Source organism: Alishewanella sp. d11 (genome assembly GCF_049390205.1).
GTDB lineage: Bacteria > Pseudomonadota > Gammaproteobacteria > Enterobacterales > Alteromonadaceae > Alishewanella.
This window is the reverse complement of sequence record NZ_CP186547.1, coordinates 2,551,934-2,573,686: the sequence shown is the minus strand read 5'-3', so window position 1 is coordinate 2,573,686 and position 21,753 is coordinate 2,551,934. Positions and strand designations below refer to the sequence as shown.

Here is a 21,753-nt window from a genome sequence, read left to right as displayed (position 1 = left end):
ACACACCTGTTAACTCAGGTGTGTTGCACACTCAAGCTCAACTGTAATGAAGGGTAATTAATCCTTCGTTTAATAGACGACTAATCTGTAACTCTATATCTTTACTTTCCTCGAACTCAAACGCATCTAACTGCTCCTCAAAGGTAAAAGTCGCTAATTTATTGCTTAGTTTTAGAGTTTTCAGTTGATGCAGGGCTTGTTCTGCTAATTGCATGGAGACTTCCCAATTTAATAACTGCCCTCCGAGTAAAGGCAATGGATAGAGCGCATAGGCCGCTAAAGACACTAGCGTAATAGACTGCCCTTCAGCTAAGAGTAACTCGCTTGCCGCCAATTGATTAAGTAAACGACTGCTATATTGCTTCACCTGCGTGCTGGAAATATCTCTAAAAACCACAGCAAAACAGTCATCCGCATACCGAACCACATAATCGGAACCGCCGGTTTCACGAATCAACAAAGCACTTGCTTGCTGAAGCAGCGTATCAGCAGTGTGACGCCCAAAACGCTCCAGTACTTGCTGATAATGCTCCATTTCTATCAATAACAGCGCAATAGTTTTTCCTTGCTGCGTAAGAGAATGACGATTGCGCTGGAAGTGTTCGATATCTTTCGGCAGCTGCTCCTGCATAAAACGTAAATTACGCAAGCCAGTAATGGCATCTCTGTGGGTTAGCTGACTTAATTGCTCATTAAGTTGATTGAGTTTTTGATTAGTATTTTCTAGTTCTTGCGTGCGCTGTTTAACCAGGTTAGCGAGTTGCTCTTGTTTCATTAAGTTATTTTGCCGGTATAACCAGAACACACCATATAACGAACACAACAAGAGGAGTAACCATAGCAACCGATATAGCAGGGTTTCATCAAAACGTCTGGGGATCTGTAATGACAGCTGAGCTTGTGCGGCATCCTGCCAACTCTGGTGTGCGTATCGAGCTTGCACGGTAAATTCAAAATTACCAGGCGGTAAGTTGGTATAAACAGCTTCACGTCGGTCAGCAACATCATGCCAGCCTTGATCAAAACCGACTAACCGATAACGGAAAAACACACTATCAGGCCTTTTATACTCTAACGCGGAAAAACTGATACTTAAATTACGTTCATGTTGCTCTAACACCTGTCTTTGCTGTAAACCTGAAACCTGGTAATTGTGTTGTGATGTCACTCTTTTAATCAGTACTTGTAAACCACTGGGCGCCGAGCCAACAAATTGCTCAGGCACAGCAACTAAACCACGTAAGGTTGGATACCAAAACTGCTCCTGCCAATACGCGACCTTGGCTTGTCCTGCACCATTACAACAACGGCTAGTCAGTGAACCCATTTGCCGATCATAAGGAGACAAGATCTCTTCTAAGCGAAATCCTTCTTCTGCAGGTTGCGGCAGGCTATTATGCCATAATCTAAAAATGCCTTTATGCGTACTGATCCATAACCAGCCACTTTGTTGGTGAAAATGAAAACTCAATGCTGGGCCATGAGGTAAACCATTAGCGCTATGCAACTGTAGCCAAGGCTTTCCTGGCGATTGCATAAAAATACCATCATCCAAGGTGCTAATAAGTATAGTATTGTCGGGCAACACAATGGACGCCATAATAAAAGCATTGTAGAGCGCACTGCCAACACCAAGCCGATTTAGACGCTGCTCATACCATCTATAAGCCCCACGACTCGTCCCAAAAACAACAACACTTTTATTTTGACTTAGCGTGGTAATTTGCCGCGACTCTAGCTCTGAATTAAATGACATAGCTTGTAAATCGCCATGTTGAGCAAGAAAAAGCCCTTGCTGTGCGCCAACCCAAACACCGCCGCTGTAAGCGGCTTGCACCACTCTCACTGCTTGACCTTGTAATACAGGAAACAGGGGCCTTAAACGAGCCTCGTCGATAACATATTCGAACAAACCTCGCTCTAACCCAAGCCACAAGGTATCAGACTCTGACCAGTGTAAATCATGCACCGTTTGGCCAAGTAGCTCACTGTCAGTAATCAGTCTTTGATAATCGCCTGTCGTTGACAGAATACCGACATCACTTTGACTGGCAAAGACTAATTGTCCATCCGAAGTAAGCGATACACTGCGAATGATCGGATCAGCTCCGGGTATAATACGGCGGATTTGGCTGCGACTTGTTAAGAAGACGCCATCACTAAAACTACTTAACCAAATATTCTGATCTTTATCTTGGTAAATACTGCTAAACCAAGGTGAGCTACCCAGTTCTGTGGTAGTAACGGTTTGCCAAGGTTGCTGTTGGTATTGGAAAAATAATTTGCGGTAGGCTGACATCCAGGTTGCCCCAGAAGCGTCTTCTAACACCTGATACACTGGGGCAGAGCTTTGATCCGGTAGTAGTTGAAGGCGAATCTTGCCATCGTCATTTAAACGATATAAGCCCATTTCACTGCCAATTTTTAAGCCGTCTTGGCTCCAGATGAGATCGTAGACTGGATTTTGAGCTAACTCGGGCGGTAACTCAATCAGCTGCCAGTTATTAGCCTGATCTCTAAGGTATAAACCTTCTCGGCTAGCCACCCAAATCTGACCATCGGCTTGCGTTATCTGACTGACAACCGCTTTGATGGGCTCAACCCTTTGCACTTTACCTGCGCTAATGCTAAATAACTGATCTGCCGCTACCCAGATCTCACCAGGTTGAACCTCCAGCAAGGAGGTGACTTCACTAAAAATAGGCAAACGCTCAATGACTAGCGTATTAGCATCGAGTACAGATAAGCCCGCTTTGGTACCAATCCAAATATTACCAGCACTATCCGTTAATAATTGCGTAATGGCATTACTTGCTAGCTTGGGATACAGCTCGGTGTTAAATACCTCAAATTGACTACCATCAAAGCGATTCAGTCCAAACAAGGTACCAAACCACATATACCCCTGTTTATCTTGCGTTATTGCGCGCACCGAATTACTGGATAAACCATCTGCGCTGGTCCAATGCTTAATATCATAATCATAAATCGACGGACTAGTGGCTAAGGCAAGGGGCAAAAGTAAGGGGAGATGACAGCAAAAGGTGACAAACCATAGCCAACATCTTTGCATAATCCCTCCCTGCTAAGGTTAATTGAAAATTTAAACCAGCCAGCCTAAGTAAACCATACTATGTAATAGCATGCACGCTGGTAAAGCAGCAAGTAAATCATCTAGCATAATACCAAAACCACCGTGTACTCGCTGATCAAACCAACGAATTGGCCAAGGTTTAACAATATCGAAAAAACGAAATAAAACAAAGCCAACAAGCAAGCTAGTGACAGAAATAGGCACCAGCAACATGGTCAGCATAAAACCAATAATCTCATCCCAGACTATGGCGCCATGATCATGCTCTCCGACATCTGCAGCGGTTTTTCCACACACATAACAACCTAACACAGTCCCGACTATGAGAAAGCACACAAACCATAAGCTGCCCGCTAAGCTAAGCAGCCACACTAAAGGCAGCGCCACTAAGGTACCAAAGGTACCAGGGGCTTTTGGTGCCAAGCCACTGCCAAAGCCCAGTGCAATAAAATGCTGCCATTTTGCTAATTGAAAATTTGCCTTCATCAGAAATGCTGAAACCCTTGATGTTGATAGGAAAAAGGCTGATCGCCAACTTTAAGCTCTAACTTCCCTGGGACACCGGTGATCCGACCAATACAGGTCACTGGCACACCATAAGGGGAAAGAAGAACATCTAAAGCACCACGACGATGCTCTGGTACAGTGAACAGCAACTCGTAATCTTCTCCGCCGGAAAGGGCTAATTGCAATGCTAACGCTGGCTCACAGCTATCGCGTAACGCCTGAGATAAAGGTAAGCGATTAACGTCAATATAAGCTCCCACCCCCGAACGTCTTAAAATATGCGGTAAATCGCCCGCAAGACCATCTGAAATATCCATTGCACTACTCGCAGTATTGCGCAGTGCTTGGCCTAGCGCCACTCTGGCTGCGGGATAATGAAAGCGCTGCAGTAAATGCCCCTGATGCTTTTTACTAATGTCGTGTTGGCCTTGAACTAACTTCAAGCCTAAAGCCGCATCACCCAGCGTGCCGGTGACATAAATATAGTCACCAACTTGCGCGCCAGCTCGGGTGATCGCTTTACCACGTGGCACTAAGCCTTTAGCTATCATCGTCAAACTCAAAGGCCCACGCGTCGTATCACCACCAATTAACTGACAATTATAGTAATCGGCCGTTTCATGCAAACCCGCTGCAAACTCAGCTAACCAAACCTCATCCACTGCTGGCATTGTTATAGCTAAAGATAACCAAGTAGGTTCAGCTCCCATAGCCGCAAGATCGCTAACATTAACCGCCACAAGCTTGTGCCCTAAAGAACGAGGATCAACATCAGGAAAAAAATGGGTTCCTACCACCATGGTATCGGTGGTAACAACCAAATCGTAACCATCGCGTACTTGCAAGACGGCCCCGTCATCACCCACACTGACCGAGGTATCGCTACGTTTAATCCCAGAATTAGCAAAATACTTTGCGATTAAATCAAATTCACCCATAAACATTAAAAAGCCGACTTGCGTCGGCTTCTCCATTAATTTGGACGCAGTACTCTGACCGCTTTATCGAGGATGCCGTTGACAAACTTATGGCTATCATCTGCGGCAAAAGATTTGGCCAGCTCAATAGCCTCGTTAATGACTACTTTATAAGGCACATCTAACCGATACTTCAATTCGTAAGCAGAAACACGTAGTACCGCTTTTTCTACCAGATCGATTTCATCGAAGGGTCTTTCCAGATAAGGTTTAATGGCCTCGTCCAACTTGCTGTGATGTAGTACGACACCACGTAAAATATCCTGAAAATAGGCCACATCAATATGTTTAACATTATTTTCAAGCAATAATTGCTGCTCAATATCAGCAATCGGATTGTGGCTGACTTGCCAGCTATAAATACCTTGCACGGCTAAAGAACGTGACTGACGGCGAACATTCGGTTTCATCTGAGTTTCCTGTTACAGCTGCTCTAGCACGTTAATCATTTCCAGTGCTGACATTGCCGCCTCGCCACCTTTGTTACCGGCTTTGGTGCCTGCGCGCTCTATGGCTTGCTCAATGCTATCGACAGTCAGTACACCAAAAGCAACCGGTAAATCATATTGCATTGATACTTGAGCAATACCTTTAACACATTCACCAGAAACATATTCGAAATGCGGCGTACCGCCACGAATCACGGCACCTAACGCCACAATAGCATCATATTTCTTCGAAGCAGCCACGCGTTGCACCGCCAATGGCAGTTCAAAAGCGCCAGGAATTCGCACTACGGTAATATCTTGCTCTGCGATATTGCCAACACGCTGCAGAGTATCTATAGCGCCGCTAAGTAAACTCTCAACGATAAAACTGTTAAAGCGCGCGACCACGATCGCAATTTTTTTGCCTTGAGCTGAATAGCCTGCTTCAATTACCTGCATTGCCAGTCCTTACTAGTTAACTGCCATCAAAAATTAGCCGCATATACTAACATAATTTCTCATTATGCGGGTAGGCTTATTCCGAAACGTAATCTACTACTTCTAAACCAAAACCCGATAATGCATGGTACTTTTTCGGTTGGCTTAACAAGCGCATCTTTCTAACGCCTAAACTCGCTAAAATTTGTGAGCCTAAGCCAACATTGCGTGAAGTCCCTTTCCAAACTGCAGAGCGTGGTTTTTCGCCTTTATCTTCAGCTTCGAAATTTTGAACCATTTGTACTAGTTCATCTGTTGATTCATGCTTGCCTAATAGCACCAGCACTCCGCCTTCAGCCGCGATACGTTGCATTGCAGTATGCAGCGGGAAACTGAGGTTATTACTGCGGGTACTCAATAACAAATCGTTAAAAGTATTATGCAAATGTACCCGCACTAATGTCGGCTCCTCAGCCATAATTTGCCCTTTCACTAGAGCAAAATGTAACTGGTTATCGATAGTGTCTTTAAAGGTGACTAGCTCAAAGTCACCCATTGCTGTTGGTAACTGGCAGGTGGCAACTTTCTCTATGGTAGTTTCATTTAAATTACGATATTCAATGAGATCGGCAATAGTGCCAATTTTCAACTGATGCTCTTTGGCAAAGACTTCCAAATCAGGGCGTCTGGCCATAGTGCCATCATCATTTAAGATTTCGACAATCACTGCAGCCGGCTCAAGCCCAGCTAAACGCGCGAGATCACACCCTGCCTCGGTATGCCCAGCTCTAACTAACACGCCACCATCTTGCGCCATTAACGGAAAAATATGCCCAGGCTGCACAATATCAAGTGGGCTCGCATCTCTTGCAACAGCGGCCTTGACCGTTCTTGCTCGATCGGCTGCAGAAATTCCTGTTGTCACACCTTCAGCGGCTTCTATCGAGACAGTAAAATTGGTCGAAAACGGCGATTTATTCGCATCCACCATTAACGGTAAGGCTAATTGTTTACAACGTTTTTTGGTGAGCGTTAAGCAGATCAGTCCTCGGCCATATTTCGCCATAAAGTTAATCGCGTCCGGCGTTACATACTCTGCCGCCATCACTAGATCGCCTTCATTTTCCCGATCTTCATCATCCATTAGGATAACCATTTTACCCTGACGGATATCTTCAATAATTTCAGCCGGTGTATTCAGTTGCATAACGAACCTTCTTTATAAAAACCCGCGCTGCGCCAGCAACGCCAGATCAACGCCACCTGCTGCTGCAGGGGCCTTAGTATGTAATAACCGTTCAAGATAACGCGCTATCAGATCAACTTCTATATGGACTAACGCACCCTTTTGCAACTGCAGTAACGTGGTTTCGGTAGCAGTGTGCGGCACTATAGTTAAACGGAAACGGTCGTGAGCCAGTTCATTGACCGTTAAACTGACACCGTCAATAGTCACTGAACCTTTATGAGCCAAATATGGTGCCAGTGGCAGAGGTAAACTAAACCACAATTGCCAAGCTCGCGCCGATTTTTCCACATGCAGTAATGCAGCTACGCCATCAACGTGACCGCTAACCAAATGGCCACCGAGTCGTCCGGTCGCCAATAGGGCTTTTTCTAAATTTACCAGCTGTCCAACCTGATAGTGTGCAAAGCGCGTTAAGGCTAACGTTTCTGCGGACACATCTGCAGAAAAACAGTGTTCGCCTAACGCCGTAACCGTAAGGCAGACGCCATTGGTGGCAATACTATCACCCAGCTTAACATCGCTAAAATCCAAAGTAGCACTGTGGACCTTTACCGATAAATCGCCACCTTTACGACTTAATTGACGAATAACACCGGTTGCTTCAATAATTCCAGTAAACATATTAGTGCTCTTTTGCTAAACCGACTGAAGTGGCGGCGATCGTTGCTCGGATTCTCAGATCAGGACCGACAGTCACCACATCCTGAATCTGTAATCGCGGAACATCCGCCAAACGCTGATAATCACCAAGCTTAGTCAGAGGTTGGGCAGCTTCCCCTAACAATAGGGGGGCTTGGTATAGGAATAATTCATCTACCAGCTGTTGCCGGATTAATTCACCAGCTAAGGTACTACCCGCTTCCGTCCAAATACTATTAACCTGACGTAAGGTTAATTCCGCGATCAGAGTAGGCAAATCCAGTTTATCATGTTCATTTACGGCCAACGCCAGTTGTTCTACTGGAACCGCTGTTTTTGAAAAAGGCCTTGCGCTTTGGCCCTTTGCGTAACAAATTAAAATGGCCCCACCTTGACTAAACAAGGGTTCTGCCCCCGTTAAGCGTTGCTGCCGATCTAAAATAACGCGCAGTGGTTGGCGTAATTCCCCATTTTGTAACGGCGTGATCGTATTATGGTCAACTTGGCGTACCGTTAATCTTGCCGCATCTGCCAGCACCGTCGCGGCAGTTGAGAGGATCACGCTACTTTGCGCCCGAAAAAGTTGCACATCAGAACGCGCTTCGCTACTGGTTAACCATTGACTCTGGCCATTCGCTAAGGCTGTTCTACCATCTAAGCTCGCAGCCATTTTTAACCTAATAAAGGGCCGCTGGCGCTCCATTCTACTCAAAAAGCCCGGATTTAACGCCCTTGCAGCTGTTTCTAGCAGACCCGTTTGCACTTCGATACCCGCGGCTTCTAAAATCGTAACACCTTTACCGGCTACTAAAGGATTGGGATCCAACATCGCAATGACAACCCGAGCGACGCCGGCTTTTACTAAAGCAGCAGCACAAGGCGGCGTTCGACCATAATGCGCGCAAGGTTCAAGCGTCACATAGCAAGTTGCTCCCTGAGCCAACATTCCCGCTTCAGCTAACGCATGGACTTCAGCATGGCCTTGACCAGCTTGCTGATGATAGCCCCGACCAATAATTTGCTGATCTTTAACAATGACGGCACCAACATTCGGATTAGGATCGGTGGTGAAACAGCCTTTTGCCGCAAGCGATATGGCTTCAGCCATAAAAGCGTGATCTGCGTCAGAAAATAGCATGGTTATTGCTCTCCCAAGCGAGCAATTTCTTCACCAAATTCACGAATATCTTTAAATGACCGATACACGGAGGCAAAACGCACATAAGCAACTTTGTCGACTTTGACCAGTTCATCCATAATTAAACTCCCCAGTAACTGACTGGCGACTTCACGCTCTCCGGTTGCCCGCAGCTGCGATTTAATTTTATGAATAAGTTGCTCTATGTCTTCGGTGGATACGGGGCGCTTTTCTAGTGAGCGTAACAAACCATTGCGCAATTTATCTTCATTAAATGGCTCGCGAGAACCATCACGTTTGATGATCCGCGGCATGACCAATTCAGCAGCTTCAAAGGTAGTAAAGCGCTCATGGCAAGCTAGGCACTCACGTCGGCGGCGCACCTGATGACCATCAGCAACTAAACGCGAATCGATGACTTTAGTATCATCAGCATTACAAAAAGGACAAAACATGTTGTACTCTCTAACCTTATCAGCTTGCTAACTAAACCACTTTAGTACTGTTTTCTTAATCATGATAACTACAAAGACGCAATTCCGCGCCTTTAACCAAAAGCACAGGAAAAACAGTAAAAAAATGGCCGCATCTGCGGCCATCATAGCATGTAATTAACAGTTACGCATAAACTGGGAAGCGACCACAGACTTCAGCAACCTGAGCCTTGACCTGCTCAATAACCTCAGCATTGCCGCGACTATCTAACACATCACAAATCAGCTTAGCGACCAAACGGGCTTCAACTTCTTTAAAACCACGACGGGTAATGGCTGGCGTACCAATCCGTAAACCACTGGTCACAAAGGGTGAACGTGGATCATTAGGTACTGAGTTTTTATTAACAGTGATATGCGCCAGACCTAACCAAGCGTCTGCTTCTTTACCAGTAATATCTTTATCAATTAAATCCATTAGGAATAAATGGTTTTCAGTACCACCAGACACCACTTTATAGCCACGGCTCATCATCTCAGCACACATCGCTTTCGCATTCAGTAATACTTGTTGCTGGTATACTTTAAATTCAGGTTGTAAGGCTTCTTTAAACGCGACTGCTTTAGCGGCAATAACATGCATTAGCGGGCCGCCCTGACCACCTGGGAATACTGCTGAATTAAGTTTTTTCTCAATGGCTTCGTTGCTACGAGCTAAAATCAAGCCACCACGTGGGCCAGCCAGTGTTTTATGGGTTGTGGTCGTAACAACATCTGCGATAGGGACTGGGTTTGGATATAAACCCGCAGCAACTAAACCGGCAACGTGAGCCATATCAACCAGTAAGTAAGCACCAACTTTATCGGCAATATCACGGAAACGTTGCCAATCAACAATACCTGAATAAGCAGAAAAACCCGCAATAATCAGCTTTGGCTTATGCTCAAGGGCTAACGCTTCGGCTTGATCATAATCAATCACACCGGTTTCTGGGTGCAAGCCATATTGCACAGCATGATATAATTTGCCAGAAGCACTTACTGTAGCACCATGCGTTAAGTGACCACCGTGCGCTAAGCTCATCCCTAAAATAGTGTCACCTGCGTTCAGTAACGCAAGGAAAACCGCTGAGTTAGCTTGTGAGCCTGAATGCGGCTGTACGTTAGCATAATCGGCACCAAATAATTCTTTAGCGCGAGCAATCGCTAAATCTTCTGCAATATCAACAAATTCGCAACCACCGTAGTAACGCTTATGTGGATAGCCTTCGGCATATTTGTTCGTTAATTGTGAACCTTGTGCCTGTAACACCCGTGGGCTGGCATAGTTTTCTGAGGCGATTAGCTCAATATGCGCTTCCTGCCGCTCAGTTTCTTGTACCATTGATTGCCATAATTCCGGATCAAAATCGGCAATATTCATATCACGCTTTAACATGCTTTCTCCTGGGCGCGGCTATCACGCTGAAAGGTTAACTACAGTCTAAAAAAACTGGTCGATATTCTACCTTGAAAATAAAATTCTTGCACTGAAAAAGAAGACGTCTAAACGTCCACTACTGAAAATTGTCGCTTTCTGCAAGCTAGCCTTGCCTGAAAATGGCATCTTAGCTTTACAAAGTAGTTGGACATAGCTAAATTACTGGTTATTAATACAGTGCTGTTACTGGAGTGCTTTAAGATGATCGCGCCTCGCAAAATTATCCATCTGGATATGGACTGTTTTTTCGCAGCAGTCGAGATGCGTGACAATCCCAGTTTACAGCATATCCCCCTTGCCATTGGCGGCAACCGACATGAACGGGGAGTTATTGCTACCTGTAATTATCCAGCCCGTGCTTTTGGGGTGCGTTCAGCCATGTCTACGCATGAAGCGTTAAAGCGCTGCCCACAGCTAACCTTAGTCCGCGGTAATATGGAAAAGTACAAAACCGTTAGCCGGCAAATTCAGGCAATTTTTTTACGTTACACCGAGCTGGTCGAACCGCTATCACTGGATGAAGCCTACTTGGATGTAAGTGATTGCTCACTTTTTAAAGGCAGTGCCACCCTGATTGCTGAAGATATTCGCCGTACGGTGTTTCGTGAAACGGGTTTAACCGTCTCAGCGGGAGTTGCCCCAAATAAATTTTTGGCGAAAATTGCCAGTGATGAACATAAACCGAATGGACTTTTTGTACTATCACCAGACAAGGTCGCCGATTTTATCGCTACCCTGCCCCTGCGGCGTATTCCCGGTGTAGGTCAAAAAACCGCTGAAAAGCTGGCTAAACTTGGCCTTACCCATTGCCATGATATTGTTGCTTATGGTCAGGAGCCCTCAACACAGATGTTGGCTTTACTGTTAAAGCACTTCGGCAGTCTGGCCAATACCTTGATCAAACGTAGTCAGGGGATTGATGAGCGTCCAGTACAACAAAGCCGCGAGCGCAAATCGATTGGCGTAGAGCAAACCTTACCTAAAGATCTCGAGCAACTGGAGCAGGTTAAAACCGAGTTGCTCAAACTGCTGCCAACACTAGAACAGCGTTTATTGCAGAGTGGTAAGGCCGGTTTGTTACAAAAGATTGGGGTGAAACTGAAATTCAGTGATTTTCGACAAACCACAGTAGAAACACAAAGTAAGCAGCTTAATCTAGCGCTATTTCAACAATTACTGGAACAAGCTTGGCAGCGTCGGCAAGATAAAGGCGTGCGTTTGATTGGTATGCAACTGGGCTTTAAATCGGCCTGTGAAGAACAGCTTTGTTTACCTTTTTAAACTATGCAGAGTAAGCAAAGTACAGATAACAACAGCGCGCTTTTACATCATGCATAAAAAAGCCGGCACTAAGCCGGCTCTTAATAAACTTTTATCAATTAACCGATTACAGTTACGTTTTCAGCCTGAGGACCTTTTTGGCCTTCAGTAACGATAAAGGTAACTTTTTGGCCTTCAACTAAGGTTTTGCGGCCAGTGCCATTGATAGCGCGGAAATGTACGAATACATCTTTGCCGCCTTCACGCTCGATAAAACCAAAGCCTTTATCTTCGTTGAACCACTTAACTGTACCAGAAATTAACTGTGACATAACACTCTCTTACTTTAACAAATTTTGCCGGACTTCCGGCGACTTAAATATTACCGGCCACGTCATCGAGCTGATACATATTCCACCGCATTATCAGGGATGCTGATTAAGTGGTCAACATAAATACCCAAGCGAACAGAAAATAGTTTCTATACTGGCCGTTCCAGCACAAGCATTTATACTCATGCGTTTTCAGTGTAGCAGTAAATGTTGAAAAAATAATCAAACCGCATCAATTTTTTTACGCCTAACCGGCGCTGTGCCATCATCACCGCCTTCAAAGAACGTTTTTTTGGCTGTTTTAACCGCTTTTGGCTTAGCATTCGGCGCTTTTTTAACAGTTTTACCCGCTGCAGCTGAAGTCACTTTGGCATTGCGCTTTGTGGTCGGAGTACTAATACCATTAAAGCGCGCCTCTAATCCTGCTATAACAGTAAATTCAACAGCCTGCCGTAAGAAAGCTTCAATTTTTTGGAGTGCTGGCCAGTCCTTCGGGCCGACTAGGGATATCGCTTCTCCCTTTGCCCCTGCTCGGCCGGTGCGACCGATACGGTGCACATATTCTTCAGCATGTTTAGGTAAATCAAAATTGATCACATGAGACACTTGCAATAAATCTAAGCCACGCGATGCCAGATCCGTTGTCACCAGAACCTGATATTTTCCACCAGAAAATTGCTGCATCACGGTATTGCGCTGTCCTTGTGTTAAACGAGCGCTTAAGCCCATTGCACTGTAACCTTGTTGATTACAAAGCGCTGCTAGGCGCTCAGCGTCATCACGCGTTGCCGTGAAAATAATTAATTGTTTAATGGGTTCGTGTTGCAATATATGTTGCAACAGAGCCTCTTTATGCGTTAGATGATCAGCAAATATAAACTGCTGACGAATATCACTATGCTGCTCATGACCGCTGCCTAACGCCACTCTGAATGGATTTTTTAACAGTGATAAGGTTAGTTCATCCACTTCCGCATGGTCTAAGGTGGCAGAAAACATCAAAGTTTGTCTTAAACGATGACTCGCCGCTTTGTTAATCGCATTAAGCTGTGGCATAAAACCTAAATCCAACATGCGATCAGCCTCGTCTAAAATAAGCAGCTCTAATCCTTCGATAAAAACCGATTTATGTTCAAGATGATCTATAAAGCGGCCTGGCGTTGCCACGATGACATTCGGCTGGCGTTTTAACAGCTTTTCCTGATCATTAAAATTCTCACCACCGACAATTAACGCCGCCGTTACCGGGGTATTGGCAATAAATAAACGTAACTGCGCATATACCTGCTTCGCCAGCTCACGCGTAGGCGCCAGAATTAACGCTCGCGCATCTTGCTTTGATAAGGCACGACTTTTTAACAAGCGCTGCATCATAGGCAGCAGGTAGGCTAGGGTTTTACCCGATCCGGTTTTCGAAGACACAATTAAATCGCGCCCGACTAACACAGCCGGAATCGCTTCTTGTTGAATATCGGTAGGCTTAGCAAAGCCTAAATGTTGAACCGAACGCAATAATCGCGGATCGAGCCGCAAATCCTGAAATACCAAAATAAACCCCACTTGAAAAATAGCGCGCTATGATAACCGAACTAACAAATTTGAGTTAGTATCATTTCTCGGGCTAGTATAGTCGCTATTTTGTTTTCTTAATAAATTTCAACGAAGAGTTTTATCATGAGTAATGCCTTTAAAGAGCAGCTATTAAAAGCCGGTTTAGCCGATCCAAAAAAACTAAAAGCTGCGAAAAAACAGCAACATCAGCAACGAGTTCAAGCAGGGAAAAGCCAAAAGGTTGTTAATGAGGCAACAGTATTAGCCGAGCAACGCCGGCTAGAACAAGTCGCCAGAGATCAAGAATTAAACCGCCAGAAGCAAGAGCAGCTGCAAAAAAAAGCCATCGCCGCACAAGTAAAACAGCTTATTGACAATAACACCATCAAGACAACCGGCGAACTGGCATTTAATTTTACCGATGGCAATGTGGTAAAACGCATTTACGTTAACCAAAAGTTGCAAAATGAATTAACTCGTGGTTTACTCGCTGTGGTACGACAGGGGGAACAGTATTTATTAGTTCCTGCAACCATCGCGGCAAAAATTGCTCAGCGCGAGCCTGATTGTATTGTTGTTCTGCATGATCGAGAACACCAAATAGTGGATGAGGAAGATCCTTATGCCGCATACCAGATCCCTGATGATCTTATGTGGTAAATATCGCCTTATCTATTTTATTTATCATCGCTTTTACGGTTAATGAGCCATAAGGAGTTGACTATGAAAATACTCGTTAAGTTATGTTTAATACTCACCATCTTGAGTAGCCAAGTCGTTTTCGCGGCCTCCGTTTGGCAAGTCAGTAAAGACCAACATAGTTTTTATTTGGTAGGTACAGTCCACTTGTTAAGTGAGTCAGACTTTCCATTGCCCACGGCCTTTGATACTGCCTTCAACGCCAGTAGTCACCTTATTTTTGAAACCAATTTAGCCGAGCTTACCAGCCCACAAGGCATGCATATGCTCATGTCGCAAAACACCTATAAACCTGGCCAAAATTTGCAACAAGTCTTGTCGAAAGAGGTTTATCAGCAACTTAAAACGAAAGCAAACGACCGGCAATGGCCGCTTACCGCCATTGAGCAATTCAAGCCTGCTTTCGCAGCTATTATGCTGACAACGCTGGAGATGCAGCGTCTTGGCGCGGCGTCAACTGGGGTTGATATGCATTACCTGCAACTGGCACAACAGCAGCAAAAGAAGCATAGCGGTTTGGAAACGCTAGAACGGCATTTAGGCGTGATGACCGCATTAAACGCCTTGGATGCCGATGAGCTCATCAGTACCACTTTGAAAGACTTAGCGAACACAGAAACGATGCTGGCACAGATGAAAACAGCCTGGCGTAATGGCGATACCGCCGCTTTAGAAGCCCTGTTTTTGCAGGACCTGCAAGCATTCCCAGAAATGTATAACACTTTACTGGTTGAACGCAATCATGCTTGGATGCAGACGCTAGAGCAACTAGATGAAGCTGGGGTAATGGTACTGGTAGGCGCTTTACATATGGTTGGCGATGACGGCTTGCTTAAGCTATTGACAGATAAGGGATATAGCATTAAACAAGTTTTTAATTAATGTTTGGGAAAAGCCAGCGACGTGTCATATTTTGCTCGTCGCTTAACTCACCAATCAGCATTTTAGTTGCAACCAATATCGGGATTTTTGCGCTGCACGCCTTGTCTAGCGCTGATGCCTTGCGTGGCACCAAAACCACGTTGGACTTGCCATTTGGGTCTGATTGGCGTTAACGGCAACTCACGTTTTCGCGCAACCAACAAATAGCTGGCAGCAAAATAGTTTAAGTATTTCTCATTAAAACGCTGCCAACGTCCGGTTTTATGTTCAACCGCTAACATGCCACTGCAAAAAAAACGTTCTTCACTGAGCACTTCAAACCCAATCAAATGTAACCAATCTTTAATACGCGAAGCACTAAAGAAATGCCCCTGCTGAGGTAAGTCATGCTTTAGCCAAGGTAGATGACGACAAATACCCACCATACTGAAGGGATTAAAACCGGTCAGTAATAAATAGCCATCACTGATTAATACGCGATGCGCTTCCCGAATCACGTGATGAGGATCCACCTGAAACTCCAAGCAGTGGCTGAGTAAGATAGCATCAACGCTAGCAGCACCTATTGGCAGCGCATCAGCGTCAGCAATAACATGGGGGGAACACGTTGGATCACCCAGCGTAATCTGATGACGTAATCGCGCTTCGCGGGTATCTAACTGACAACTGAGATTACCCACTTTTAATAAGTAATAACCAAATATTTGCTGCCACCACGGGCTAAGTTGCTGACTTACTGCAGCCGCAAGTGCAGGTCCCTGACGAAATGTTTGCCAACCCGCTGGTGCAGTCAGATGATTGTCACGTAACGCTGGTTTCATGTTAAGGTTCTGCCTAGTGTTTTTTTCAGGATAACAAAATGACACAGATTATCCCACTGCTTGCATTTCAAGATAATTATATCTGGGTAATAAGCGCCCCTGATTCAGAATGGTGTTTAGTCGTCGATCCAGGTGATGCTAATGTTGTCAGTAACTATTTAGCACAAACTAATAAAAAACTATTAGCTGCCTTGATTACTCATCATCATGCCGATCATACCGGTGGACTAACCGCGTTAGCTTTACAATGGCCGGCATTACGTATTATTGGCCCCGCCGCAGAACACGCTCGAATACCGACTTTAACAGAGTTGGTCAAAGACGGCGATAGAGTCTCTCTACCAGAACTGAACTGCCAGTTTGAGGTGTTCGCGATCCCCGGCCATACGCAGGGACACATTGCTTTTTATTCAGCTCCCGTTTTGTTTTGTGGTGATACGCTCTTTAGTGGTGGTTGTGGTCGATTGCTGGAGGGAGAATTTACAACAAGCGCGGTAAGCATGTTTCAGTCTTTACAGCGTTTGTGTCTGTTGCCAGATACAACCCAAATCTATTGCACCCACGAATATACCTTAGCAAATTTGCGCTTTGCCCTGAGTGTTGAGCCGAATAATGCCGATTTAGTGCATTATCAACAGCAATGTCAGATTAAGCGTGATAATTTTCAACCAACATTACCTTCTAATCTGGCTATAGAGAAAAAAGTAAACCCTTTTTTACGATGTAATAACAATGACTTACAAACAAAACACAGCCAAAAATCAGCTCAATCACTCTTTACCTATCTAAGAATGTCAAAAGATCAATTTAAATCCTGACTTGCAATGAAATCTCAGACAGGTAATATATTTTTTTTATACTTGGAACGCTGTTATGACTTTAAGAATCTCTGCCGTATTTTTGCTGGCATTTTTAACCGGCTGTGTCAGTACGACAGAGTCTACCACAGAAAATACAAAGGACTCTGGCAACGACGTTCAACCTATAAAAGAAAATACTAAACTAGGAAAAACGGCTAACAGGTCTATCTTTGTTAATACGGCATCAGCAGAAACCATCGCGAATCAACTGTGGCAAGCAAATCTAAGCAATGAACCAGTGCTAGATGCCACTGAGGTAGAAGATCTTTGGTTACGCATCCAAGCTCAGTTGAGTTTCAAGGTTCCGCAAACTCGCGCTATTGTTGAACAACGAAATGTATATGCCGATAGTCAAAACTTCTTAGACAGAATAGCAACTCGCGCACAACCCTTTCTCTATTACATAGTGCAGGAATTAGAAAAGCGCCAAATGCCGCTAGATTTGGCACTATTACCTATTGTTGAAAGTGCTTTTGACCCGTCTGTCTATTCACATGCAAAAGCCGCTGGTATGTGGCAATTTATGCCTGCTACGGGAAAACGGTTTGGTCTAACACAAAATAGTTGGTACGACGGTCGCAAAGATGTCGTGCAATCGACTCAAGCAGCACTAGATTATTTGCAGTATCTGTATAATACGTTAGAACACGATTGGCTTAACGCCATCGCGGCATATAATGCCGGTGAAGGCCGCATTATGCGGGCAATACAAGCCAACAAAAAACGCCGCTTACCAACCGATTTCTGGTCTTTAGATCTACCGGCTGAAACAACGTCATATGTACCCAAACTTTTAGCACTAGTTGATATTCTGCAACGTCCTGAAGAATTTGACATTGTTTGGAAATTCATCGCCAACGAACCAAAAATATCCGTAGTTGAAATAGGGCATCAAGTAGATTTAAGCATAGCGGCAGAAATGGCTGAGATCAGCTTGGCAGATCTAAAAGCCCTTAACCCAGGGTTTAGTCGCTGGGCAACTGCACCTGAGGGGCCGCATCAATTGGTATTACCTATCGCTAAAGCAGAGCTATTCAGCGATAAACTTGCGCAAACTGCAGTAGACCAGCTTATGCAGTGGCAACCTTATACGGTGAAAAATGGTGATACTTTGGGTGTCATTGCTAAACGCCATCAAACCACAGTAGCTGCTTTAACCAGCTTAAATAAACTCCGCAATAATACCATTCGTGTCGGACAATCTTTATTGATCCCACGTTCTAATGATGCTAAGCAAATACCCACTGAAACTGTATCGCAAAGCCTCCCCACTACCCAATCTGAATTCGTAGAACACGTGATTACACGCGGTGATACTTTATGGGATTTGAGCCGAAAATATAACGTTACACTCGCCCAAATTCGCAGCTGGAATAAGCTAACTAATAACGCTATATTAAAAGAAGGCCAAAAGATAAAAGTTTTACAATCTAACCAGATACAAAACACTCAGCTAATAACCCGTACTGTCAATTATCGTGTCAGATCGGGTGACTCCTTGGTTAAGATTGCACAACGTTTTAGCGTTACTGTTGATGATATTGTAAAATGGAACAACATCAACACAGAGAGTTACCTGCAGCCCGGTCAGCAGCTAACCTTATTAGTCGACGCAACTTCGGTTTAACGTATAAAGAGGGTTGCTATGCGAGCGTTAGTGTTAGTGTTAGTGTTAGTGTTATTACTACTTAGCTTTAATAGCTATGCTACTTTTCACCATGAAGGTAAGGTTACTCTCCATTTTGTAACCGGTGAACAGCGCACTGATAAATTTGTGCTTGCCCTAACGCGTGAGGCCGGTAGCTATATTTTTCAGGTGGGTAACCAAAGTGCACGCCTCTCTTCTCCTCCGCAAAAGTATGCCTTATCTGTTGTTTTGCAACAAGATCGAGAGGTTTGGATAAGTGACTTTGCCAAGCAGCCTTTACAGGCTTTTACCTTAGAAATTGCCGAGCATAAAATTGAATTAAAGCGAGATCCGCAAGCTACATCGGCAAGAGGCGGCTTTGTACTGCAGTATGGCAATGAAGAATACTTCTTTGGACGTGGGCCAGCACAAATAAATTTTAATTTAAAACAAAGTGGTATTGCGGATATCGAAATCCGCGGTATGTTTAAGCCAAGACGTTAAAATCACGGCTCAACTACCTTAGCTATTCCTTTTGCGGCTGAAGCGCAGGAATCAAACCAGATGCTAAACACAACAGCGGGGCTATCAGTAAAAACCAAAAGTGACTAAAAGGTATTTGATACCAAAAAGCATGCACCGCTGCGGTGATTTGAAACACCAATCCAAAAAAACCAACATAACATAAAGCGCGGTTAAGCCAACGTTTTGGTAGCTGCACTTTGAGTTAACTCCCGAAGTATTGCTTTAATTTTACCAACATCGTCGCAAAACTCCCCAATAACAGCCGTTCTTCTTCACTATAGTAATGATGTTGTTTAACGGAATCAAAACCTACAAAACCAAAGAGTTTATCGTCAGCTAAAATAGGTAAGGCAATAAGGCTTTTAATCCCTTGCGGCTGTAATAACTGCTTTAAAGCATCACCTTGTGGTAGCGAGGGAACATCAGGGATATACATTGCTAAACCCTGTTGGTGTGCATTAACCCATTGCGGGATCGCCGCTAAAGGCACATCTTGTAAATTATCAATCTCCGCGACAATACCGCTAGCACACCATTCAAAAGTATTTGAACAGGTCTGTTGAACAAAATCATAATCAAAAATATAAACACGGTCGGCAGCAACTGCAGAACCCAGTCGCGCTAAAGCACGCGGCAGTAATGTCGCCAATTGCTCACGCGCTATACCAATGAAACCTTGAGCGATATCCAACATCAAATGGGTCAGCGGATAATGTGCTGCGTTAGACTCCTTTGTTAAGGCCGGGATGGTTAGATCCGGAATTTGCTGTAAGGAGATCAACAAGAATTCGCTATCAGGTGCATAGCTTTGCACTTGGTAACGCTGTGCAGTATTAGTAGAATAATAAACAGCACGCCGATTAAAGTCCTCGGCCTGACATAAGTGCAGTTGCTCTGTCGTTAGCCCAGTAACGATATTAAACACTGCATTTGCCGCCACAAACTCACTTGGCTCATTTAGCAATTTCGGGCTACGAAATAAGGCGCAAGCAAAAGGCGCTTGTCGCCACCATTGAAACAAATCAATTTCTGCCATACTGTTTAATCCAACATGCCCATTATCCAAGCTAGAGTACTGCGTCAGTTTGCTGCTCGGGCGCGGCCAGCGCAAAAGCGGCTAATTGCTGACAATGCTGATAGATGCGCTGGATAGTTGGATAGTTTTGCAAATCAAGATTAAAACGTAAGGCATTATACACTTGCGGCACTAAACAGATATCTGCCAAGGAAAGCTGATCACCAAAACAATACTGACCAGCAGTTTGACTTAGTCGTTGCTCTAGCGCAGTAAACCCCGTTGTTAACCAATGCTGGATCCAACTGAGCTTTTGCTGCTCCGTTAGGGCTAAAGGACCTGTCAGGTACTGCAACACGCGTAAATTATTTAAAGGATGAATATCACAGGCAATATCTAAGGCCAACGCTCTTACTTGCGCTCTTTCGCTTGGTACAACAGGCAATAAAGCAGGCTCAGGATAGACTTCGTCCAGATATTCGATAATGGCCAAAGACTGGTTAAGGTTCAGTGATTCATCTTGTAAAACCGGAACCAGTTCAGCCGGATTTAGTTGTTGATAATCGGCATGATGTTGTTGTCCACCCTCTTTTAATAGATGAACAGGTATCGTTTCAAAACTAAGTTGCTTCAAATGCAAAGCAATGCGCACTCGATAAGCAGCAGAAGAGCGCCAATAGCTATAGAGTTTCATTTTATCATCCCTAAAAAGCAGCCCGCAGCGAAAAGTGCTGCGGGCTAGATAGTAAAACGTGTTAACAAAACATAGTAACGTTATTTCTTTTTATACTCTACTACCTGCTGCTGAATTGCACCAAAAATACTCTGGCCTTGTTCGTCCAACATTTCTAAGCGAATGCTGTCACCAAACTGCATAAAACCAGTGGTGGGTTTGCCGTCACGAATCGTTTCAATCATCCGAATTTCGGCGATACAACTGTAACCCACGCCCCCTTCGCTAATCGCCGTTCCATAAGCGGTACCCTGCTTATTGGATACGGTACCTGAGCCGATAATAGCGCCTGCCCCAAGATTACGCGTTTTTGCCGCATGCGCTACTAACTCGCCAAAATGGAAGGTCATATCCACTCCAGCATTCGGCTTACCAAAAGGTTCACCATTGTATGTCGACAATAAGGGCAGATGCAGCTTGCCATCATGCCAATGTGAACCTAACTCTTCGGGTGTTACCGCAACAGGGCTAAAGCTTGACGCTGGCTTAGATTGAAAAAAACCAAAACCTTTGGCTAACTCATTTGGAATAAGGCCTCGTAGGGATACATCATTCACTAACATAACCAAACGTATTTTACCTAACGCCTCTGTAGCTGAGCTCCCCATCGCCACATCATCAGTGATCACAGCCACTTCACCTTCAAAGTCAATGCCATGCTCAGTACTAATCGCCTCAATAGCATCACGTGGGCCGATAAAATCATCAGAGCCGCCCTGATACATTAATGGATCAGTCCAAAAGGTCTCCGGCATCTCAGCATTGCGCGCCTTGCGCACCAGTTCCACATGATTAACATAGGCACTGCCATCAGCCCATTGATAGGCGCGAGGTAAAGGCGATTCACATTCTGCTTGGTTAAAGCGTTGCTCACCGGTCACCGAGCCTGCATTCAATGCCTGATAGATTTCCGCCACTTTAGGTGCCAGAGTTGACCAATGGTCCAATAATTGCTGCATGGTTGCGGCAATCTGCGGGATCGCGATACAGCGGCTAAGATCGCGACTTACCACAACTAATTGCCCATCACGCGTTTGATTTTTTAAACTTGCTAACTTCATTGC

22 protein-coding genes are annotated in these 21,753 nt (G+C 44.7%); 6 read left to right on the top strand and 16 right to left on the bottom strand.

Features of this window, described 5'->3' with window-relative positions:
- Positions 1 to 37: 37 nt before the first annotated feature.
- From ACO1PK_RS11790 to glyA, 10 genes are all read right to left on the bottom strand, one after another.
- The gene (locus tag ACO1PK_RS11790) at positions 38 to 3,073 is read right to left on the bottom strand and encodes a ligand-binding sensor domain-containing diguanylate cyclase (RefSeq protein ID WP_423185816.1); all 3,036 of its coding nucleotides are present in this window, start codon (positions 3,071 to 3,073) and stop codon (positions 38 to 40) included.
- A 30-nt stretch (positions 3,074 to 3,103) separates the two neighbouring features.
- A complete protein-coding gene (locus tag ACO1PK_RS11785) occupies positions 3,104 to 3,580 on the bottom strand; it encodes a phosphatidylglycerophosphatase A (RefSeq protein WP_423185815.1) in 477 nt (158 codons plus the stop codon).
- Positions 3,580 to 4,539: a thiamine-phosphate kinase gene (thiL, locus tag ACO1PK_RS11780; protein WP_423188209.1), complete on the bottom strand. Its 960-nt coding sequence runs from the start codon at positions 4,537 to 4,539 to the stop codon at positions 3,580 to 3,582. Before thiL ends, ACO1PK_RS11785 begins: the two co-directional genes overlap by 1 nt.
- Before the next feature lie 35 nt (positions 4,540 to 4,574).
- A complete protein-coding gene (nusB, locus tag ACO1PK_RS11775; protein ID WP_189430931.1) occupies positions 4,575 to 4,988 on the bottom strand; it encodes a transcription antitermination factor NusB in 414 nt (137 codons plus the stop codon).
- Positions 4,989 to 5,000: 12 nt separating this feature from the next.
- Positions 5,001 to 5,465 (bottom strand): 6,7-dimethyl-8-ribityllumazine synthase, encoded by a 465-nt coding sequence (gene ribE / locus ACO1PK_RS11770; protein ID WP_423185814.1) that lies wholly within the window; start codon positions 5,463 to 5,465, stop codon positions 5,001 to 5,003.
- A 76-nt stretch (positions 5,466 to 5,541) separates the two neighbouring features.
- The gene (gene ribBA, locus ACO1PK_RS11765; RefSeq protein WP_423185813.1) at positions 5,542 to 6,651 is read right to left on the bottom strand and encodes a bifunctional 3,4-dihydroxy-2-butanone-4-phosphate synthase/GTP cyclohydrolase II; all 1,110 of its coding nucleotides are present in this window, start codon (positions 6,649 to 6,651) and stop codon (positions 5,542 to 5,544) included.
- A 12-nt stretch (positions 6,652 to 6,663) separates the two neighbouring features.
- Positions 6,664 to 7,314, bottom strand: coding sequence for a riboflavin synthase (locus ACO1PK_RS11760; protein ID WP_423185812.1), 651 nt, complete (start codon positions 7,312 to 7,314; stop codon positions 6,664 to 6,666).
- A gap of 1 nt (position 7,315) precedes the next feature.
- Positions 7,316 to 8,470 (bottom strand): bifunctional diaminohydroxyphosphoribosylaminopyrimidine deaminase/5-amino-6-(5-phosphoribosylamino)uracil reductase RibD, encoded by a 1,155-nt coding sequence (gene ribD, locus ACO1PK_RS11755; protein WP_423185811.1) that lies wholly within the window; start codon positions 8,468 to 8,470, stop codon positions 7,316 to 7,318.
- 2 nt (positions 8,471 to 8,472) lie between these two features.
- Positions 8,473 to 8,925, bottom strand: coding sequence for a transcriptional regulator NrdR (gene nrdR, locus ACO1PK_RS11750; RefSeq protein ID WP_423185810.1), 453 nt, complete (start codon positions 8,923 to 8,925; stop codon positions 8,473 to 8,475).
- A 163-nt stretch (positions 8,926 to 9,088) separates the two neighbouring features.
- Entirely contained in the window at positions 9,089 to 10,342 is a 1,254-nt protein-coding gene (gene glyA / locus ACO1PK_RS11745; protein ID WP_423185809.1) for a serine hydroxymethyltransferase, read from the bottom strand.
- 243 nt (positions 10,343 to 10,585) lie between these two features.
- On the opposite strand from glyA, the gene dinB reads away from it, so the two are divergent.
- The gene (gene dinB / locus ACO1PK_RS11740) at positions 10,586 to 11,665 is read left to right on the top strand and encodes a DNA polymerase IV (RefSeq protein WP_423185808.1); all 1,080 of its coding nucleotides are present in this window, start codon (positions 10,586 to 10,588) and stop codon (positions 11,663 to 11,665) included.
- A 98-nt stretch (positions 11,666 to 11,763) separates the two neighbouring features.
- On the opposite strand, the gene ACO1PK_RS11735 is transcribed toward dinB, so the two are convergent.
- Positions 11,764 to 11,976 (bottom strand): cold-shock protein, encoded by a 213-nt coding sequence (locus ACO1PK_RS11735; RefSeq protein ID WP_189430946.1) that lies wholly within the window; start codon positions 11,974 to 11,976, stop codon positions 11,764 to 11,766.
- A gap of 222 nt (positions 11,977 to 12,198) precedes the next feature.
- On the bottom strand, positions 12,199 to 13,524 hold the full coding sequence (locus ACO1PK_RS11730; RefSeq protein ID WP_423185807.1) for a DEAD/DEAH box helicase: 1,326 nt from the start codon (positions 13,522 to 13,524) through the stop codon (positions 12,199 to 12,201).
- A 126-nt stretch (positions 13,525 to 13,650) separates the two neighbouring features.
- Here ACO1PK_RS11730 and ACO1PK_RS11725 point away from each other — a divergent pair, with 126 nt between their 5' ends.
- Together ACO1PK_RS11725 and ACO1PK_RS11720 are read left to right on the top strand one after the other, a co-directional pair.
- Positions 13,651 to 14,187, top strand: coding sequence for a DUF2058 domain-containing protein (locus ACO1PK_RS11725; protein WP_423185806.1), 537 nt, complete (start codon positions 13,651 to 13,653; stop codon positions 14,185 to 14,187).
- A gap of 63 nt (positions 14,188 to 14,250) precedes the next feature.
- The gene (locus tag ACO1PK_RS11720) at positions 14,251 to 15,108 is read left to right on the top strand and encodes a TraB/GumN family protein (protein WP_423185805.1); all 858 of its coding nucleotides are present in this window, start codon (positions 14,251 to 14,253) and stop codon (positions 15,106 to 15,108) included.
- 62 nt (positions 15,109 to 15,170) lie between these two features.
- Here the strand turns inward: ACO1PK_RS11720 and ACO1PK_RS11715 are convergent, their stop codons facing one another.
- Entirely contained in the window at positions 15,171 to 15,929 is a 759-nt protein-coding gene (locus tag ACO1PK_RS11715) for a class I SAM-dependent methyltransferase (RefSeq protein WP_423185804.1), read from the bottom strand.
- 38 nt (positions 15,930 to 15,967) lie between these two features.
- Between ACO1PK_RS11715 and gloB the strand changes: the two genes are divergently transcribed.
- From gloB to ACO1PK_RS11700, 3 genes are read left to right on the top strand one after another with little or no spacing between them, the layout of a single operon-like run.
- Positions 15,968 to 16,747, top strand: a complete 780-nt coding sequence (gene gloB, locus ACO1PK_RS11710; protein WP_423185803.1) for a hydroxyacylglutathione hydrolase — start codon at positions 15,968 to 15,970, stop codon at positions 16,745 to 16,747.
- A 55-nt stretch (positions 16,748 to 16,802) separates the two neighbouring features.
- Positions 16,803 to 18,416, top strand: coding sequence for a LysM peptidoglycan-binding domain-containing protein (locus ACO1PK_RS11705; RefSeq protein ID WP_423185802.1), 1,614 nt, complete (start codon positions 16,803 to 16,805; stop codon positions 18,414 to 18,416).
- An 18-nt stretch (positions 18,417 to 18,434) separates the two neighbouring features.
- Positions 18,435 to 18,920, top strand: a complete 486-nt coding sequence (locus ACO1PK_RS11700; protein WP_423185801.1) for a hypothetical protein — start codon at positions 18,435 to 18,437, stop codon at positions 18,918 to 18,920.
- Positions 18,921 to 19,143: 223 nt separating this feature from the next.
- On the opposite strand, the gene ACO1PK_RS11695 is transcribed toward ACO1PK_RS11700, so the two are convergent.
- From ACO1PK_RS11695 to ACO1PK_RS11685, 3 genes are all read right to left on the bottom strand, one after another.
- Positions 19,144 to 19,977 carry a GAF domain-containing protein gene (locus ACO1PK_RS11695; protein WP_423185800.1) on the bottom strand — a complete coding sequence of 278 codons (834 nt, stop codon included), beginning with the start codon at positions 19,975 to 19,977 and terminating at the stop codon, positions 19,144 to 19,146.
- Positions 19,978 to 20,008: 31 nt separating this feature from the next.
- Positions 20,009 to 20,650: a maleylacetoacetate isomerase gene (maiA, locus tag ACO1PK_RS11690; protein WP_423185799.1), complete on the bottom strand. Its 642-nt coding sequence runs from the start codon at positions 20,648 to 20,650 to the stop codon at positions 20,009 to 20,011.
- 80 nt (positions 20,651 to 20,730) lie between these two features.
- The gene (locus tag ACO1PK_RS11685) at positions 20,731 to 21,750 is read right to left on the bottom strand and encodes a fumarylacetoacetate hydrolase family protein (RefSeq protein WP_423185798.1); all 1,020 of its coding nucleotides are present in this window, start codon (positions 21,748 to 21,750) and stop codon (positions 20,731 to 20,733) included.
- Between the last annotated feature and the right edge of the window lie 3 nt (positions 21,751 to 21,753).

Excerpts from the sequence above, each read along its gene's own strand:
- ACO1PK_RS11790 (WP_423185816.1), bottom strand. The coding sequence starts at position 3,073 with ATGCAAAGATGTTGGCTATGGTTTGTCACCTTTTGCTGTCATCTCCCC.
- ACO1PK_RS11785 (WP_423185815.1), bottom strand. The coding sequence starts at position 3,580 with ATGAAGGCAAATTTTCAATTAGCAAAATGGCAGCATTTTATTGCACTG.
- thiL (WP_423188209.1), bottom strand. The coding sequence starts at position 4,539 with ATGGGTGAATTTGATTTAATCGCAAAGTATTTTGCTAATTCTGGGATT.
- nusB (WP_189430931.1), bottom strand. The coding sequence starts at position 4,988 with ATGAAACCGAATGTTCGCCGTCAGTCACGTTCTTTAGCCGTGCAAGGT.
- ribE (WP_423185814.1), bottom strand. The coding sequence starts at position 5,465 with ATGCAGGTAATTGAAGCAGGCTATTCAGCTCAAGGCAAAAAAATTGCG.
- ribBA (WP_423185813.1), bottom strand. The coding sequence starts at position 6,651 with ATGCAACTGAATACACCGGCTGAAATTATTGAAGATATCCGTCAGGGT.
- ACO1PK_RS11760 (WP_423185812.1), bottom strand. The coding sequence starts at position 7,314 with ATGTTTACTGGAATTATTGAAGCAACCGGTGTTATTCGTCAATTAAGT.
- ribD (WP_423185811.1), bottom strand. The coding sequence starts at position 8,470 with ATGCTATTTTCTGACGCAGATCACGCTTTTATGGCTGAAGCCATATCG.
- nrdR (WP_423185810.1), bottom strand. The coding sequence starts at position 8,925 with ATGTTTTGTCCTTTTTGTAATGCTGATGATACTAAAGTCATCGATTCG.
- glyA (WP_423185809.1), bottom strand. The coding sequence starts at position 10,342 with ATGTTAAAGCGTGATATGAATATTGCCGATTTTGATCCGGAATTATGG.
- dinB (WP_423185808.1), top strand. The coding sequence starts at position 10,586 with ATGATCGCGCCTCGCAAAATTATCCATCTGGATATGGACTGTTTTTTC.
- ACO1PK_RS11735 (WP_189430946.1), bottom strand. The coding sequence starts at position 11,976 with ATGTCACAGTTAATTTCTGGTACAGTTAAGTGGTTCAACGAAGATAAA.
- ACO1PK_RS11725 (WP_423185806.1), top strand. The coding sequence starts at position 13,651 with ATGAGTAATGCCTTTAAAGAGCAGCTATTAAAAGCCGGTTTAGCCGAT.
- ACO1PK_RS11720 (WP_423185805.1), top strand. The coding sequence starts at position 14,251 with ATGAAAATACTCGTTAAGTTATGTTTAATACTCACCATCTTGAGTAGC.
- ACO1PK_RS11715 (WP_423185804.1), bottom strand. The coding sequence starts at position 15,929 with ATGAAACCAGCGTTACGTGACAATCATCTGACTGCACCAGCGGGTTGG.
- gloB (WP_423185803.1), top strand. The coding sequence starts at position 15,968 with ATGACACAGATTATCCCACTGCTTGCATTTCAAGATAATTATATCTGG.
- ACO1PK_RS11705 (WP_423185802.1), top strand. The coding sequence starts at position 16,803 with ATGACTTTAAGAATCTCTGCCGTATTTTTGCTGGCATTTTTAACCGGC.
- ACO1PK_RS11700 (WP_423185801.1), top strand. The coding sequence starts at position 18,435 with ATGCGAGCGTTAGTGTTAGTGTTAGTGTTAGTGTTATTACTACTTAGC.
- ACO1PK_RS11695 (WP_423185800.1), bottom strand. The coding sequence starts at position 19,977 with ATGGCAGAAATTGATTTGTTTCAATGGTGGCGACAAGCGCCTTTTGCT.
- maiA (WP_423185799.1), bottom strand. The coding sequence starts at position 20,650 with ATGAAACTCTATAGCTATTGGCGCTCTTCTGCTGCTTATCGAGTGCGC.
- ACO1PK_RS11685 (WP_423185798.1), bottom strand. The coding sequence starts at position 21,750 with ATGAAGTTAGCAAGTTTAAAAAATCAAACGCGTGATGGGCAATTAGTT.